This window comes from Bacteroides sp. 14(A) (assembly GCF_000526555.1).
GTDB lineage: Bacteria > Bacteroidota > Bacteroidia > Bacteroidales > Bacteroidaceae > Bacteroides > Bacteroides cellulosilyticus.
The window spans coordinates 1,140,361-1,154,689 of the sequence record NZ_JAGH01000001.1; the positions used below are offsets into that span (position 1 = coordinate 1,140,361).

General features: G+C 45.8%; 10 protein-coding genes. 6 read left to right on the plus strand and 4 right to left on the minus strand.

All coding sequences use genetic code 11. The features are described from left to right. The first annotated feature begins 17 nt into the window (after positions 1-17). Together K429_RS0104085 and K429_RS0104090 are read left to right on the plus strand one after the other, a co-directional pair. Positions 18-1,325: an alpha-L-fucosidase gene (locus K429_RS0104085; RefSeq protein ID WP_025726124.1), complete on the plus strand. Its 1,308-nt coding sequence runs from the start codon at positions 18-20 to the stop codon at positions 1,323-1,325. Positions 1,326-1,460: 135 nt separating this feature from the next. Next, positions 1,461-2,153 carry a zinc metallopeptidase gene (locus tag K429_RS0104090; protein ID WP_007214977.1) on the plus strand — a complete coding sequence of 231 codons (693 nt, stop codon included), beginning with the start codon at positions 1,461-1,463 and terminating at the stop codon, positions 2,151-2,153. A gap of 99 nt (positions 2,154-2,252) precedes the next feature. Here K429_RS0104090 and K429_RS0104095 read toward each other — a convergent pair whose 3' ends face one another. Next, positions 2,253-4,496, minus strand: coding sequence for an inorganic phosphate transporter (locus K429_RS0104095; RefSeq protein WP_022208177.1), 2,244 nt, complete (start codon positions 4,494-4,496; stop codon positions 2,253-2,255). An 84-nt stretch (positions 4,497-4,580) separates the two neighbouring features. Further along, positions 4,581-6,650, minus strand: coding sequence for an RNA degradosome polyphosphate kinase (locus K429_RS0104100; RefSeq protein WP_022208178.1), 2,070 nt, complete (start codon positions 6,648-6,650; stop codon positions 4,581-4,583). 55 nt (positions 6,651-6,705) lie between these two features. On the opposite strand from K429_RS0104100, the gene K429_RS0104105 reads away from it, so the two are divergent. The 3 genes from K429_RS0104105 (at position 6,706) to rfbB (ending at position 9,394) form a co-directional block, all read left to right on the plus strand. Next, positions 6,706-7,197 carry a metallophosphoesterase gene (locus K429_RS0104105; RefSeq protein ID WP_007214973.1) on the plus strand — a complete coding sequence of 164 codons (492 nt, stop codon included), beginning with the start codon at positions 6,706-6,708 and terminating at the stop codon, positions 7,195-7,197. Positions 7,198-7,345: 148 nt separating this feature from the next. Beyond that, on the plus strand, positions 7,346-8,218 hold the full coding sequence (gene rfbA / locus K429_RS0104110) for a glucose-1-phosphate thymidylyltransferase RfbA (protein ID WP_025726126.1): 873 nt from the start codon (positions 7,346-7,348) through the stop codon (positions 8,216-8,218). Between the two features lie 36 nt (positions 8,219-8,254). Beyond that, positions 8,255-9,394 (plus strand): dTDP-glucose 4,6-dehydratase, encoded by a 1,140-nt coding sequence (rfbB, locus tag K429_RS0104115; protein WP_007214971.1) that lies wholly within the window; start codon positions 8,255-8,257, stop codon positions 9,392-9,394. Positions 9,395-9,403: 9 nt separating this feature from the next. Here rfbB and menA read toward each other — a convergent pair whose 3' ends face one another. Next, positions 9,404-10,315 carry a 1,4-dihydroxy-2-naphthoate octaprenyltransferase gene (gene menA / locus K429_RS0104120; protein WP_025726127.1) on the minus strand — a complete coding sequence of 304 codons (912 nt, stop codon included), beginning with the start codon at positions 10,313-10,315 and terminating at the stop codon, positions 9,404-9,406. Positions 10,316-10,440: 125 nt separating this feature from the next. On the opposite strand from menA, the gene K429_RS0104125 reads away from it, so the two are divergent. Continuing rightward, on the plus strand, positions 10,441-11,292 hold the full coding sequence (locus K429_RS0104125; protein ID WP_369796071.1) for a metallophosphoesterase: 852 nt from the start codon (positions 10,441-10,443) through the stop codon (positions 11,290-11,292). Between the two features lie 33 nt (positions 11,293-11,325). Here K429_RS0104125 and K429_RS0104130 read toward each other — a convergent pair whose 3' ends face one another. Then, the gene (locus tag K429_RS0104130) at positions 11,326-14,295 is read right to left on the minus strand and encodes a PEP/pyruvate-binding domain-containing protein (protein ID WP_007217272.1); all 2,970 of its coding nucleotides are present in this window, start codon (positions 14,293-14,295) and stop codon (positions 11,326-11,328) included. Between the last annotated feature and the right edge of the window lie 34 nt (positions 14,296-14,329).

Below are 14,329 nucleotides of genomic sequence, written 5' to 3' on the forward strand. Positions count from 1 at the left end.
CATCCGCATACTTTATGATGAAAACACACCTTTTTTTATCCCTTTTGTTTGCAGCATCCTTTTTGCCTGCAAAGGCGCAGACTTATCAACCGTCTGCCGAGAACCTGAAAGCCCGTCAGGAGTTTCAAGACAATAAGTTTGGAATATTCCTGCACTGGGGACTATACTGTATGTTGGCTACCGGTGAGTGGACGATGACCAATAAAGATTTGAACTATAAAGAATATGCCAAACTTGCCGGAGGTTTCTATCCTTCCAAGTTTAGTGCGGCTGAATGGGTAAGTGCCATTAAGGCATCGGGAGCCAAATATATCTGCTTTACAAGTCGCCACCATGAAGGGTTCTCTATGTTTCATACCAAGTATTCCGATTATAATATTGTAGATGCAACCCCTTTCAAGCGCGATGTAGTAAAAGAATTGGCAGACGAATGTCATAAACAAGGTATTCGGCTTCATTTCTATTATTCCCATATCGACTGGTATCGTGAAGACGCACCTTGGGGACGTACAGGGCGTGGAACCGGAAGGCCTAATCCGAAAGGAGACTGGAAAAGCTATTATACTTTTATAAATAACCAGTTGACGGAGTTGTTGACGAACTACGGTCCGATAGGTGCTATCTGGTTCGATGGCTGGTGGGACCAGGATGCTAATCCGGATTTTGACTGGCAGCTACCGGAACAATATGCGCTGATACATCGCCTGCAACCTGCTTGTCTGGTAGGGAACAACCATCATCAGGTACCTTTCCCAGGGGAAGATATACAAATCTTCGAGCGTGATCTGCCGGGGGAAAACAGTGCCGGACTATCTGGGCAAGATGTCAGTCACCTGCCTCTGGAAACTTGTGAAACCATGAACGGGATGTGGGGATATAAGATTACCGATCAAGATTATAAGTCAACGAAAACATTGATACATTATCTGGTGAAGGCTGCCGGAAAGAATGCAAATCTTCTGATGAATATCGGCCCTCAGCCGGACGGGTGTCTGCCAGAAGTGGCAGTTCAGAGGCTGAAGGAAGTGGGAGAGTGGATGAAAGTGTATGGTGAAACGATTTATGGCACTCGTGGCGGTATTATTCCTCCACATGATTGGGGAGTGACAACACAAAAAGGAAACCGACTTTTTGTTCACATCTTGAATTTGAAGGATAATGCGCTTTATCTTCCATTGGATGGAAAAATGGTGAAGAAGGGTTTTCTGTTTAAAGATCAATCCCCGATACGAATTACCCGTACCGGACAGGGAGTGGTGTTGCAATTACCGGAAGTTCCCGCAGATACGGATTACGTGATAGAGTTACAACTTGTTGGGCAATAGTCGGTTTTCGCTAATTCTTCCTAAAATATAAGGGAAACTGTAGTAAAGCTCACGGTTTCCCTTTATTTTTGGCAAACAATTTGTATTATATATAACAAACGACACATTTTTAATTACTAAAAACAGAAAAAGATTATGGAAGGAATGATAGGAATACAATGGATTATCTTTATTGGTATAGCTGTAGTTAGCTGGCTGGTGCAAATGAACTTGCAGAACAAGTTCAAGAAGTACTCCAAGATCCCTACCGGTAATGGAATGACGGGCCGTGATGTTGCCCTTCAGATGTTACATGACAATGGAATTTATGATGTTCAGGTGACACATACGCCGGGACAACTGACAGACCACTATAACCCTGCCAATAAGACAGTAAACCTGAGTGAAGGTGTATATGAAAGTAACAGTATCATGGCTGCTGCCGTTGCCGCTCACGAGTGTGGACATGCAGTGCAACACGCACGGGCTTATGCTCCGCTGACTATGCGTAGCAAGTTGGTGCCGGTGGTATCGTTTGCTTCACAGTGGATGACTTGGTTGTTGCTGGGTGGTATCTTGCTGTTGAACACGTTCCCGCAGTTATTGCTGGCAGGTATTATCCTGTTTGCTATGACCACACTGTTCAGTTTCGTCACTTTGCCGGTGGAAATAGACGCAAGTAAGCGTGCATTGGTATGGTTGAGCCGTTCGGGCATTACGAACTCTTACAATCATAAGCAAGCCGAAGATGCACTTCGTTCCGCTGCTTATACCTATGTGGTGGCTGCATTGGGTTCATTGGCAACGCTGATTTACTACATTATGATATTTATGGGACGCAGAGACTAAATTTTGTTTCTCACCACAGAGTAAAAGAGGAGTCCCACAGAGTTTAATCAATTTGAAATTAAACTCTGTGGGACTCCTCTTTTACTCTGTGGTGAAATCTTATTCCGTCAATTGGAACTTACGACTGACTTTCATCAGGTTGATTGTATAAGTGACAACGTTTTGGGCTTCCTGTATCATTGTCAGATAAACCATGCTGACTTTGATGCTGCCGGCTTGGCTTTGAATGCGCTGTAACTCTTCACGCTTCAGGTGCGATAATTGTCCGTTCAGATCATTTGCTTTCCGGAGTTCATTCTCAAACTCATCATAATCATTGTTTTCCATCTTGTGGCGGCAAACTTGTAATAAGTAGATAATATCTTCCGTAACGTCAGAGAACTCACCTTTCTGAATGGTATCCAATGGCTTGAAGTTATTGTCGATATGTTCGAGACAAGGTTCACAGAGACGTCCGATGCTGTATACCAGTTCGCTGGCGAAATCATTGCCTTGATAGTAGTAAAGACCTTTTTCCAATACCGTATTGTTGTCCAGGCGACACATGGCGAGGGTGCCGGTACGTTTCATCTGCTTAATGAGTTGTTTTTCAAATTTTACTGAACCCATGGAACGACGTAATCCGCGAAGGTTTTCGTGCAGGAATGCCGTTACGGTACGTTCTAAGTTTTCTTCGGTAAATGCCAGTACCTTCACTAACTCTTCACGGGTATGTTTACGCAGCAGTTCCAGAATTTCTGCATTGTTGCTACTCTGCATCAGCTGTTTGATGGTTTCATTCCCTTTTTCTTTAGCTTTGCGTTTCTTGTACATCACCTGGCTACGAATCAGTGAGAATATTGCCAAGCCAATCAGCGCGATGATGGCAAATGTACCACCGAAGTGGATTATCATGGCAACGAAGAAACAGATGGTAAATGCGGCACCGGCTGTAATAAACCAGCCACCAATCACACTAAGTACACCTGTGATGCGGAATACGGCAGAGTCACGTCCCCAGGCACGGTCGGCGAGGGAAGTACCCATGGCAACCATGAAAGTCACATAAGTGGTGGAAAGAGGTAATTTTAATGAAGTACCCAATGCAATGAGCAGACCTGCCAATACCAAGTTTACTGAAGCGCGAACCAGATCGAATGCAGCACCATCAGCAAGGATGGCCTCGTCTTTGCGGAAGCGGGTGTCGAGCCAACTCTTCATACCTTCAGGCATCACTTTAGAAATATTATTGGACATTGTCATACTTAAACGTACCAGTGTGCGGGCAATCGGCGTGCTTCCGAAGTTCTCTTCTCCTTCATCCTGGCGGGCAAGGTCGACGGAAGTCTTGATTACATTATGTGCTTTTTTAGAAGTGCAGAGAGCGTATACCATGATGATACCTGCTCCGAAGAGAAAATACCAGGGTGTTTTGGCGGGACCGAGAAGTGAGGACATCAGGAAACCGTCCGGCGAACTGCCTGCTCCATTAGTGGTAAAGTCGATGAAAGAAGAATATCCGGCTAAAGGTACACCTATGAAGTTTACAAGGTCATTGCCAGCAAAGGCGAGAGCCAGGGCGAAAGTACCCAGCAAAACCACTACTTTGAATACATTGATTTTGAGCCAGTGCAGTACTTGCATGAGTATCGTGAAAAATATAAAACAGAAACCGATCAGCATAACTGTGTTGTCCTGTATCCATTGTTTGTTGTCGGGGGTCATGAATGAGCTGTCCTTCAAACCTTTTATCAGCATGAAATAGATGATGGACGTAACGGCGATACCTCCGAATATCCCGATGCTGTATTTCATTTTCTTCTTGTAGTTGAAAGTGAACACCACGCGTGCCAGCCATTGTACCAGCATACCGAAGAAGAAAGCGATAGCGACAGAAACGAAGATTGCCATAATGACGGATAGTGCTTTGTCTGTATTGATGAGATCGCCAAGTCCCAGCGTATCACTGCCTTGCACCTTGATCAGTGCCAATGCGAATGTACCTCCGAGTAACTCGAATACCATGGATACGGTAGTGGAAGTCGGCATACCCATTGTGTTGAAGACGTCCAGCAGCACAACGTCCGTCAGCATTACGGCAAGTAGGATGCACATGATTTCGGCAAAGTAGAAATGCTGTGGTTGATAGATACCGTGCCGGGCGATGTCCATCATTCCATTGGACAACGCTGCACCGATGAATACGCCTAAACCGGCGATAAACAGTACGGTTTTGAAAGAAGCAGCCTTTGCTCCGACTGACGATTGAAGAAAATTGACTGCATCATTACTGACGCCCACAATGAGGTCGAACACCGCAAGGACGAACAGGAAGATGACAATGCATAGATAAATAGTTTCCATAATAATGTATTTTATTTCTGGCTGCAAAGGAACGTAAATCGTGTTGCAGAGAAATGTCATACATATTACATAGATGTTACAAAACTATTCAGTCTTCTCCTTCAGGTATTCATAAAAAGTATATTGTGAACGTACTTTTTCCTTTTGTGGATGAGCTGATTTCCAACAGTTACGCAGATTCTCATCTACAAAACAGGCTTTACGCTTATCTGAGAGCTGGATAGAAAGCATATCTATCAGTTCCTGCTTTGCATCCGGGTCCAGTATGGGGGTGACGGCCTCGATGCGACGGTACAGGTTACGCCGCATCCAGTCCGGTGAGCCGAGGAATAGTTTCGGATTTCCTCCATTACCGAAATACCATATACGTGCGTGTTCCAGAAATGTATCCACAATACGTGTGACACGAATGTTACGACTGTATGTTTGCCCCGGTATCAGGCAGCAGATGCCACGGACGATCAGGTCTATTTCTACACCGGCTTGCGAGGCTTCATACAGACGGTTTATCATGGTAGGATCTTGCAGTGCATTCATCTTTAGTATGATGCGACCGGCTTTTCCTTTTTTCGCCAGCTCCATTTCATGATCAATCAGACGGTTCAGTTCCGGTATCAGGTTAAAACGGGCTACCAGTAAGCGGTGGAACTTCAGATTCTCTTTACCTTGCAGGGTACGGAACAAGTTGTACAGATCGTTCACGATGATCCGGTTACAGGTAAATAGACCACTGTCTGCGTAGAGCGTAGCAGTCTTTTCATTGAAGTTACCGGTGCTGATATAGGCATAACTGGTTAGTTTTTTCCCTTCTGCGTCGCGCCGAAGAACGAGGGCAACCTTGGCATGTACCTTTAATTTAGGAATACTATATATGATATTAATGCCCGAAGCTTTCATCATTTCAGCAGTGGCAAGGTTGTTTTCTTCGTCGAAGCGGGCTTTCAGTTCCACAAAAACAGTAACCTTTTTGCCATTCTGTGCGGCGGCTATCAGAGTGTTGATTACAGCTGAGTTCTCGGCAACCCGGTATTGTGTTACCATGATTTCACGTACGGTAGGTTCGTGTACGGCTTCGTACAGGAAGTGGATGAAATGTTCGAATGAATGGTAAGGATAATGTAGTAGCAAATCCTTTTTCTCCACATAGCGGAATATGGATTCCCGTTCATCAAGGCAGGTCAGTTTCATCGGTTGCGGCTTCCGTATAGGGTGTATATTGGGGTTGGGATTAGGCAAATGGCGTAAGTCTTCCAGGTTGAGGTGTTTGTCTCCCGGAACCAACTCGCGGCGGTCGATATGGAAAGCGTCTACCAGGAAATCAAGAAAATCCTGCGGCATGGCACGGTCGTACACAAAGCGGCATACATCTCCTATCTTGCGTTTCTTTACTTTAGTCTTTACCTGTTCGATGATTTCGGAAGTGTTGGCGGCATCGTCTATCAGTATATCCGCATCGCGAGAAATTTTGATGCAATAACTGCTTTCTACATCATAGCCCGGGAAGATAACATCCAGATTAGCCTTGATGATATCCTCTATGAACATCAGATAATAGTTGTTTCCTACTTTGGGCAACTCTATGAAACGTGGAACTTTGCTGTACGGCTGTTTCATTACGAAATATTGCGTACGTCCCGGAGCACCGGGCGGCAATCCTTTCTGTTGAAGACGGACGGCAAGATACAGACGATTATCGCGCAGAAATGAAATGACCTTGTCCTTGGACACCGGCACAGGTTGCAGGAACGGGAAAATCTCTTCCCGGAAGAAACGACGTACGAAGTCGTGATGGAAGGGTTCCACATTTCGGCTCTGATAGAAAATGATATGATTTTTCTTCAGGGCAGGAAGTATCTTTTGCTCGTAGATACGGATACGATCCTCCATTTGGCGGTTTACTTCAAGGTTTATCGCATCCACCAGTTCGATGGTAGACTGTACGGTTTCCTCGTCACTTTGTGCAGCACCGGTAGCTATAGCTTTATGGTCGGCAACGCGTATTTTGTAGAATTCTTCCAGGTTGGAAGAATAAATGGATATAAAGTTAATGCGTTCATACAGAGGCAAGGTGTCATCTTCCGCTTCCAACAGAACACGGTAATTGAATGACAGCCAACTAATGTCCCGTTTAAAATATTGATATTGGTTTTCCATACTCATCAAGATTTTCCCAAATATAGTTACCTTTGCACAGATAAACAAAAGAAAGATGACAAAAGTTGGTTTATTATCCGATACACACGGATATTGGGATGAAAAGTATCTGCAATATTTCGAAACGTGTGATGAAATCTGGCATGCCGGTGACATCGGTTCGCTGGAAGTGGCGCAGAAGTTGGCGGCATTCCGTCCTTTCCGTGCCGTGTATGGCAACATTGACGGGCAAGACATCCGTCAGGTCTATCCGCAAATCAATCGTTTTACTATTGACGGTGCCGAAGTGTTGATAAAACATATTGGCGGCTATCCGGGCAATTACGATCCTTCCATACGGGGAAGCATTCTGGTGCGTCCGCCCAAACTTTTCATTAGCGGACATTCTCATATATTGAAGGTGAAGTATGACAAAACACTGGATATGCTGCACATCAATCCGGGTGCCGCAGGTATTTCCGGATTCCATAAGGTACGCACAATGGTCCGTTTCATTGTTGACAATGGAGTGTTCAAGGATCTTGAAGTAATAGAGTTGGCAGGTTGAGAAAGCTCCTAAAAATAAATTAAATTATTTTGTACTACATTTGCTTTGCATTATCTTTGCGACTTGAATAGCAAATTGAGAGCCGTGGGGCTTGGTCCTCCTTCTTATTTTATTCTATATTTGTATCAACCGAAAAAAGAACTGAAATATGAAAGGAATTATTCTTGCCGGTGGTAGCGCCACCCGCCTTTACCCCTTATCAAAGGCTATTTCCAAGCAGATTATGCCGGTTTATGACAAGCCGATGATTTACTATCCGCTTTCCACGCTTATGTTGGCGGGGATACGCGAAGTGTTGATTATTTCCACTCCACGTGACTTACCCATGTTTTGCGAATTGCTCGGTACGGGTGAAGAGCTCGGAATGTCCTTCTCTTATAAGATACAGGAGAAACCTAACGGACTGGCACAGGCTTTTGTCCTGGGTGCCGAGTTTTTGAACGGTGAACCGGGATGTCTTATCCTAGGTGATAATATGTTCTACGGTCAGGGCTTCTCTGCTATGTTGAAGCGTGCCGCTTCGATAGAAAAAGGCGCATGTATCTTCGGCTATTATGTAAAGGACCCACGTGCCTATGGCGTGGTGGAATTCGATGCCGACGGCAAAGCCATTTCGCTCGAAGAGAAGCCTGCGCAACCCAAAAGCAACTATGCCGTGCCCGGTCTTTATTTCTATGACTCTACTGTCACTGCCAAGGCTGCCGCTTTGAAACCATCTGCCCGTGGCGAATATGAAATCACCGATCTTAACCGCTTGTATCTGGATGAAGGCACACTGAAAGTAGAAATCTTCGGCCGTGGTTTCGCATGGCTCGATACGGGTAACTGCGACAGTCTGCTGGAAGCAAGCAACTTTGTGGCTACCATACAGAACCGACAAGGTTTCCGCGTCAGCTGTATCGAAGAAATAGCCTGGCGCAAAGGTTGGATAGATGCCGATCAGTTATATCGTCTTGGTGAACAACTCGGCAAAACGGAATACGGTACATACCTGATGGAACTTGCCAATTCTCACCGTTGAGAAAAACATAAATTATAAATTATAAATCATAAATCAATGAAGACTTATCTCGTAACCGGTGCAGCCGGGTTTATCGGCGCGAATTATATCAAGCACATTCTGGCAAAGCATGATGATGTCAAGCTTGTGATACTGGATGCTTTGACTTATGCCGGCAACCTCGGTACCATCGCCAAAGACATTGATGATGAACGTTGTATCTTTGTGAAGGGTGACATTTGCGACCGTGTATTGGCTGACGAACTGTTTGCCAAGTTCAAATTCGACTATGTGGTGAACTTTGCCGCTGAAAGTCATGTAGACCGCAGTATTGAAAATCCGCAGCTTTTCCTGGTTACTAACATTCTGGGTACGCAGAACCTGCTGGATGCAGCGCGTCGTGCCTGGGTGACGGGTAAGGATGAAAATGGTTATCCTACCTGGCGCAAGGGTGTACGCTATCATCAGGTTTCTACCGATGAAGTGTATGGCTCATTGGGTGCCGAAGGATACTTCACAGAGCAAACTCCGCTTTGTCCGCACAGTCCTTACAGTGCTTCCAAAACAAGTGCCGATATGGTGGTTATGGCTTATCATGATACGTATAAGATGCCGGTAACCATTACCCGCTGCTCCAATAACTACGGTCCGTATCATTTCCCCGAAAAGTTGATTCCGCTGATTATCAAGAATATTCTGGAAGGAAAGAAGCTTCCTGTTTATGGTGACGGTAGCAATGTGCGCGACTGGTTGTATGTGGAAGACCACTGCAAAGCTATCGACCTGGTAGTTCGCGAAGGCGTAGAAGGTGAAGTCTACAATGTAGGCGGTCATAATGAAAAGACCAACCTCGAAATCGTGAAGTTAACTATTGCCACTATCCACCGATTGATGACGGAGAAACCGGAATATCGTGAAGTTCTGAAGAAGAAAGTGAAGGATGAAGACGGTCAGATTGATATCAGCTGGATTAATGAAGACCTGATAACCTTCGTGAAAGACCGTCTCGGCCATGACCAGCGATATGCCATTGATCCGGCAAAGATCACTGCCGCTTTAGGCTGGTATCCCGAAACGAAATTCGAAGACGGTATCGTGAAGACTATCGAGTGGTATCTGAATAATCAGGACTGGGTGGAAGAAGTAACCAGCGGTGATTATCAGCACTATTACGAGAAGATGTATGGAAAGAGATGATGTTAGTGATTAACGGTTAGTGATTGCTATTATAACACTAAGAAGAATCCCCATAAACAGCATATTGCGCGAAGTCTCGCCCAGTATGCTGTTTAATTTTTTACCGCTTCGTATCTTTACCATGCGTTTCCAGGTAGTTACGTGGAAATAAAGGTAGGTGAAAGGCATGAAGATACCTGCATAGTTCCAGCCTTGGGCAAACCAGAAGGAAAGCAATGTCGCGATGATGCCGAGCCAGAGGTAAAGGTATCTGCCGAAAGGTTCTCCGAAACGGACGATGAGCGTACGTTTTCCGCTGAGGGCATCCTGATCGCGGTCGCGATAATTGTTCACAACTAATAAGGTATCTATTACCAGTCCGCTGATGAGCGAAGCAATGATGACGTTTGGGGTGAATGTATATGCCTGCACATAGTATGTGCCGCCTACCGGAACAAAGCCGAAGAATATCAGCACCAGTAAGTCGCCCCAACCTTGATAGGAGAGGACGGTGGTATAAAGGAAGGCAAATATTACGCAGAATACTCCCAGCACAATGAGTTCCCATCCTCCGTGAGGCAGTTCTTCCCAACTTGTGTATAGCAATCCAAGACCGGAAATGCAGGATAGAATGACGATGACACCGATTCCCACTTTCATGGCTCCCGGTGTAATCCAGCCTTGTGCGCAGGCACGTTCCGGACCCAGGCGGTCGGTACGGTCGGTACCTTTCAGGAAGTCGAAGAGGTCGTTGATGAAGTTGGCGGCGATCTGCATACCGCAGGCAAAGAGCATACACAGCAGAGCGGGAACAATTTTGAATTGTCCGTCGGCAAATGCCAGTGAAGTACCTATCATCACAGGAATGATAGCTCCCGTCAAGGTTTTGGGACGGGCTGCAAAGAGCCATGCATGGGGGGAATTCTGTTTGATCTCTTTCATATTCCGGTTTTAGAAGTAAGTTATCATTTACCAATTTTGTAGCAAAGATACAGAAAATGCCTATCTTTGTATTCGTTTATGATGAATAATGTGCTCACTTGCGATGAATAATATACTTGCCTATGATGAAGAATTTATTTTATATATGTATCCTTTCCTTACTATTCTTTTCTTCCTGTAAGTCGGGTAGCAGTATGTTTTCGTCTTCCAAGTCCGGCTCCGGATATAAAGGCATCAGTCGGGTAAGGACTTATGAATTTACCCATCCCGATGTACCAACTGCTTTCGATGGTTTTCGTATTGCCTTTATATCCGACTTGCATTATAGAAGTCTTTTCAAAGAGAAGGGATTGGCTAATTTAGTCAAGTTGCTCAATAACCAGCATGCAGATGCATTGTTGATAGGTGGTGACTTGCATGAAGGTTGCGAATATGTTCAGCCCCTTTTGGCTGCCCTGTCCGGGGTGAAAACACCAATGGGGACGTATGTCGTACTGGGCAATAATGACTATGAAGCCTGTTATGATGATATTGTACGTGGATTGCAGAAGTACGGTATGCACTTACTGGAACATAAAGTAGATACTTTGAGACGGGACGGAGAAGAAATTTTGATTGCCGGCGTGCGCAATCCTTTCAATTTAAAGAAGAATGGCACATCTCCCACACTTGGACTTTCACCTGATGATTTTGTCATTCTGCTGACGCATACGCCTGACTATGCGGAAGATGTTCCCATTACGAATACCGATCTCGTACTTGCCGGACATACTCATGGAGGACAGGTCACTCTATTTGGCTTGTACGCACCAATCATTCCATCCCATTATGGTAAGCGTTTCCGCACCGGATTGAAATACAACTCGCATCACATACCGATGATTATAACCAATGGCATCGGTACATCCAATAAGAACATCCGGCTCTTTGCGCCCAGCGAAGTGGTGATGATCATACTGCATCAGCAGAAAGACTAATACCTACTGATGCAGATGGCATCTTTTGCATGTTCACTCACCGGGTAAGAGCACAATACCCAGCTTCTTCTTGCCATCCATCTTTACTGTTACAGGTTGTTCGAAGTGGACATGCCGCAGATACTTGCTTTCGTGTACGGCCGGTTGTGCATTCAGGAAGTCCTGATCATACACGCCATCATTCATAAAGGCATTAATAGTGAAGTAGCCTACACCGAAAGAAGTCAGGTTCTGGAAGAAGTGAGTCCCTTGGCTGGGATCTACGCGATAATTCGTCAATCCGGCTTCCACAATGACGCGGGCAGCACTGATATGTGGCCATTTTACAGGAATACCCAGCCATGTGTCACTGCTACCCCAACGTCCGGGACCAACGAGAACATAGTTCCTGCCTTCATCAAGGAATTGTTGGTTCAGTTTCTCTATTTCCCAGGCAATCTCTTGATTGTGTGATGCGCTGTAATCATCCGTCTTCACATAGATGACATCATAGATATCATTCATAATTCCATGTCCCAGGGAATTGTTGGAGCGAAGCAGTACTTTATCGTCAGGTATGGCTGTCAGATCTTCGTCCAGCATCTCTTTCGTATCTACGATGGGGCGTATCTGCAACAGGTAGAAAGTACCCGATTTGTCCTGTTCCCGACTCATGGTGGCGGCAAATTCTATTTCAACGGGGCGGCGCATTTCCTGTTCACCGTATTTCAGTACCAGTTGCAGTATGCGTGCCAACGGGAAAACGTCGTGTTGCAGGATATTGGCGAAGGTGATGACTTTGCGCCCGCCGGGATATAGACCGTCGCGAATAATCTGGTCGTAGGGATCGTAGGTAGAGGCTATATAATTCAGTGCTCCGTCCTTTTCCGCCTCTTTCACGTGCAGTTTCAACAGGTTGAAGCCGTCGTCCATAGAGAAATCGTGTCCGGCATTACGCAGGTCGAGAGCGTAGAAACGGGTTTGCGTCTCTTTCAGTGCTATTTCCATTTCGCTGGTCTGCAATATCTGGTGGGGATGATAGGGAGAGAAGCGGAGTGTCATACCACCGTCTACGATATATTTTCCCAAGCCGAGGGCGAGGTTCACAGTACCTTCTTCGGCTTTTTCATCACCGATAGGATAATAGTTCAGCGAGCGTGCCACACCGGACATACTGGGGTAGTAACGGTCACCATATTGGTTGCCGACTACCTCTTGCAGAATGACCGCCATCTTTTCCTGGTCGATGACATTGCTTGTGGCCTGCATATATGCTTTACTGTCGCGGAAGTAGACCGAAGCGTACACGCCTTTTATGGCATCGGACAGCATACGGAGCATTTCGTATTTATCATCCAGATAGGGGATCATATACGTATTGTATATTCCGGCAAAAGGTTGATAGTGTGAATCTTCCAGCAAAGAAGACGAACGGATGGCAAGCGGAGACTTCACTACATCAAAGAAGGTAAAGAAGTCTTCTACCAGTCGGTCGGGTAACTTCGCTTTCAGGAAGTATCGCAGGATCACATCGTCCTCCGCATCCGAAAGGGCTACCTGATACAGATTGTTTGTCTCCATAAACTCGTCGAAGACATCAGTACAGAGCACTACGGTCTTGGGAATGGCAACGCGGGCGTTATCGAATTCTTCGAATTCAGGGTGATGCTTCACCATATTGTCGATGAAAGCGAGGCCGCGCCCTTTACCTCCCAATGAGCCGTCACCGATGCGGGCGAAGTTGGAGTAGCGGTCGAAACGGTCACGCTTGAACACGGCTACCACACCCTGGTTCTTCATCTTACGGTATTTTACAATTGCTTCGAAGATGATTTTACGGTGGGCGTCCACATCCTGCAAACTGTTCCAGGTGATAGGTTTCAGAAATTCAGCTACCGGGAACATGGCGCGTGAGTAGAGCCAACGGCTGACATGGTTGCGGCTGATATGATAAAGGAATGACTCTGCCGGTACGGCAAAAAGGATGTTTTGTAATTCCTTCAGGTTCTTTACACGGGCTATCTCTTCCAGTGTGTCGGGATTGCGGAAGATAAAGTCGCCGAAACCGAAATTGTCCGATACGATGCGGCGCAGGTCTACGTCCATCTTCTTGGAATTCTTATCGATAAAGGCGGCACCATATTTTGAAGCATAAAGCGCATTCTCCGATTCGGACGACTGAATGATGAGCGGTACGAAGGGATCTTCCTTACGGATGGCAGCGCAAAGCTTGATACCGGCAAGTCCGTCCTTTTCACCACGTTCCACACGTGGAAAGCGGACATCGGTAATGACTCCTAATATATTATTTTTGTATTTCTCGTAAATGCCTATAGCTTCTTCATACGTACGGGCCAGTACAATCTTCGGACGTCCACGCATACGCAACGTGCGCTGGTGGGCGTTCAATGCTTCGGTGCTGAACTCTTGGCTCTGTTTCAATACGAACTTATAGAGGTTGGGCAATATGGATGAATAAAAACGGATACCGTCCTCCACAACCAGAATCACCTGCACACCTACTTCATTTACGTCGTGTTCCAGGTTCATCTTGTCCTCTATCAGTTTGATGATAGACACCAGTAGGTCCGTGTTTCCCAGCCAGCAGAAGATATATTCGAAAGGACTCAGGTCTTCGTTGGCGATGCGTTTGGTGATACCGTGGCTGAAAGGGGTCAGTATCACCATGGGAATATGTTCGTAAAGGCTCTTGATGTGTCGCGCCACATCGAAACTGTCGTTATCTCCCGTTCCCGGCATACAGATGATGAGATCGAACGGTACGGTAGAGAGTTGTGCCAAGGCTTCCTCGCAAGTCGATACCTGGGTAAAGCGGGGTGGATAGCGCAGAGAAAGTGAAGTATATTCATTAAAGATTTTTTCGTCAATGCGTCCGTCGTCTTCCAGCATGAAAGCGTCATAAGGATTGGCTATCAGAAGGACGTTGAAGATGCGTCGCGTCATCAGGTTAGCGAACTGCGTGTCTTTGAAATAGAGCTGGTTTAATTTAAGCTTGCTGAGCATGGCCTATCACGGTTTATTGGTTTGATGGACAAAA